This is a genomic window from Synechococcus sp. R8-2, from assembly GCF_047461715.1.
Taxonomy (GTDB): domain Bacteria; phylum Cyanobacteriota; class Cyanobacteriia; order Thermostichales; family Thermostichaceae; genus Thermostichus.
Genome location: NZ_JANSHQ010000689.1, coordinates 1 through 1,785 on the forward strand (window position 1 = coordinate 1; position 1,785 = coordinate 1,785).

Below are 1,785 nucleotides of genomic sequence, written 5' to 3' on the forward strand. Positions count from 1 at the left end.
TCCTGCGATTTCTAGCTGACCAAGGGATCCCCCAGCTTGGAGGGGAGCGACAAAAGTCCAGGAGATCTAGGCTACCACCGGATGCTGTCGATGACTTGCCGCAAGATCTGGGCCGAGCGGTGCAGCTGCTTGCGCTCGCTCTCGGTGAGGGACATGGCCAGCGTGCGTTCCACCCCCTGCCGCCCGACCACTCTGGGCAAGCTGAGACAGACCTCTGGCAGATCGTACTCCCCTTGGGTGAGGCTGCTCACCGTCAAAACGCGGTGTTGATCCCGCAGCAGGGCTTGGACAATTTGCGTCACCCCTAACCCGATGGCGTAGCTGGTGGCCCCTTTGCGACGGATGATCTCGTAGGCAGCGTTGCGCACCTGCTCGAAGATATCCCCCAAATAGGCGGGATCCCAGTCCGGCGAGAGTTCCCCAATCGGGGTGCCGGCGATGTTCACCTTGCTCCAAACGGCCACCTCGCTATCTCCATGTTCGCCGATGATGTAGGCGTGCAGGCTACGCGGATCCACCCCCAGGCGCTCCGCCAAAAGATAGCGAAAGCGGGCTGTGTCCAAAACCGTCCCCGACCCAATTACCTGCCCTGCCGGCAACCCCGACAACTTCAGGGAAACGTAAGTCATGATGTCAACGGGATTGCTCACCACCAAAAGGAGTGTGTCAGGGCAATGCGCCATCAAGGCCGGGATCAAGCCTTTGAAGATCTCGACGTTGCGCTGCACCAAATCCAAACGGGTTTCTCCAGGCCGCTGCTTAGCCCCTGCCGTTAAAATCACTACATCTGACCCGGCGCAATCCGCCAGTTCCCCTGCCCGTATCCGCGTCGGCTCCACAAAGGGGATCCCGTGCACCAGATCCATCACTTCCCCTTCCAGCTTGTTGCGGTCGATGTCGTGAAGGACCAGCTCATCCAGAGTGTTCTGGATTACCATCGAGTAGGCACAGGCCATGCCTACCTGGCCGGCGCCGATGATGGATCCCTTCAAAAGGCGGCGAGAAGTCAGCCCCTCGACCTGCTGCTGGGAGCGCTGCTTGGGTTGGTGCTTAGAAACAGTCATGGCCGCAGCCGCTACTCTTCGTTCTCCAGCTTAAGCCTGCCTAGAGGAAGAAAAAAACAGGCTACCGCTCTCCAGAAGAACTGGAAAGGCGAGAAGAGGCAGGATCGGTTGCCGCAGCGGACTGGATCCATCTGAAACAATAAAAACAATAAATAGCCCTCTAACCTTCAACAGTCCTCAACCCGGCTGCTGGGTTAGCCGCTGCCAAAGCTGCGGAGGAATGCGCTCGTGAGGACACTTTAGGGACTGAATCTGAGCTAAATCTTCCGGCATGTAGTGCAAGGCTACCCGCGCTGCCGGATCCAAAAGGCTGCGCCGTCGTCGGTTACATTGCTCCGCTTCTCCCAGAAACACGTCCAGCCAGCCATCTCGCTCTTGGTAGCGAATCCTCAAAGCAGAGAGAGAAGGCAGAGCAGAGGAAACTTCTTTGCGGTAGAGCCGAAAGCCCTGCTCCAGACTCCAGCCTAACCACCACTGAGGCGCCAATTGCCCCAACTGCCTACACCACACCCCCGCCTGAACCTGTTGCCATGCCATGCTTGCCACTCCGCAGCTTGTTCTCCTGAGAAGACTTAACTGCAAATCTTTAGCAATTGCTACTTGGGTAAGCACTCTACCAGACTCCTCAAGCTTAATGCAAGTCTTTATCAAAGAGGATCCCTACTTTGCCGGCACGCTATTGAAAGCTAATCTCAATAGAGCTATGCTGTTACTCGGTTGA

Annotated in this window: 2 protein-coding genes; both read right to left on the minus strand. The window is 57.0% G+C overall.

Features of this window, described 5'->3' with window-relative positions:
* Positions 1-71: 71 nt before the first annotated feature.
* Complete coding sequence (locus NW819_RS13895) at positions 72-992, minus strand: L-lactate dehydrogenase (protein ID WP_011433746.1); 921 nt, start codon at positions 990-992, stop codon at positions 72-74.
* 249 nt (positions 993-1,241) lie between these two features.
* On the minus strand, positions 1,242-1,601 hold the full coding sequence (locus NW819_RS13900) for a hypothetical protein (protein ID WP_011433745.1): 360 nt from the start codon (positions 1,599-1,601) through the stop codon (positions 1,242-1,244).
* Between the last annotated feature and the right edge of the window lie 184 nt (positions 1,602-1,785).

Excerpts from the sequence above, each read along its gene's own strand:
- NW819_RS13900 (WP_011433745.1), bottom strand. The coding sequence starts at position 1,601 with ATGGCATGGCAACAGGTTCAGGCGGGGGTGTGGTGTAGGCAGTTGGGG.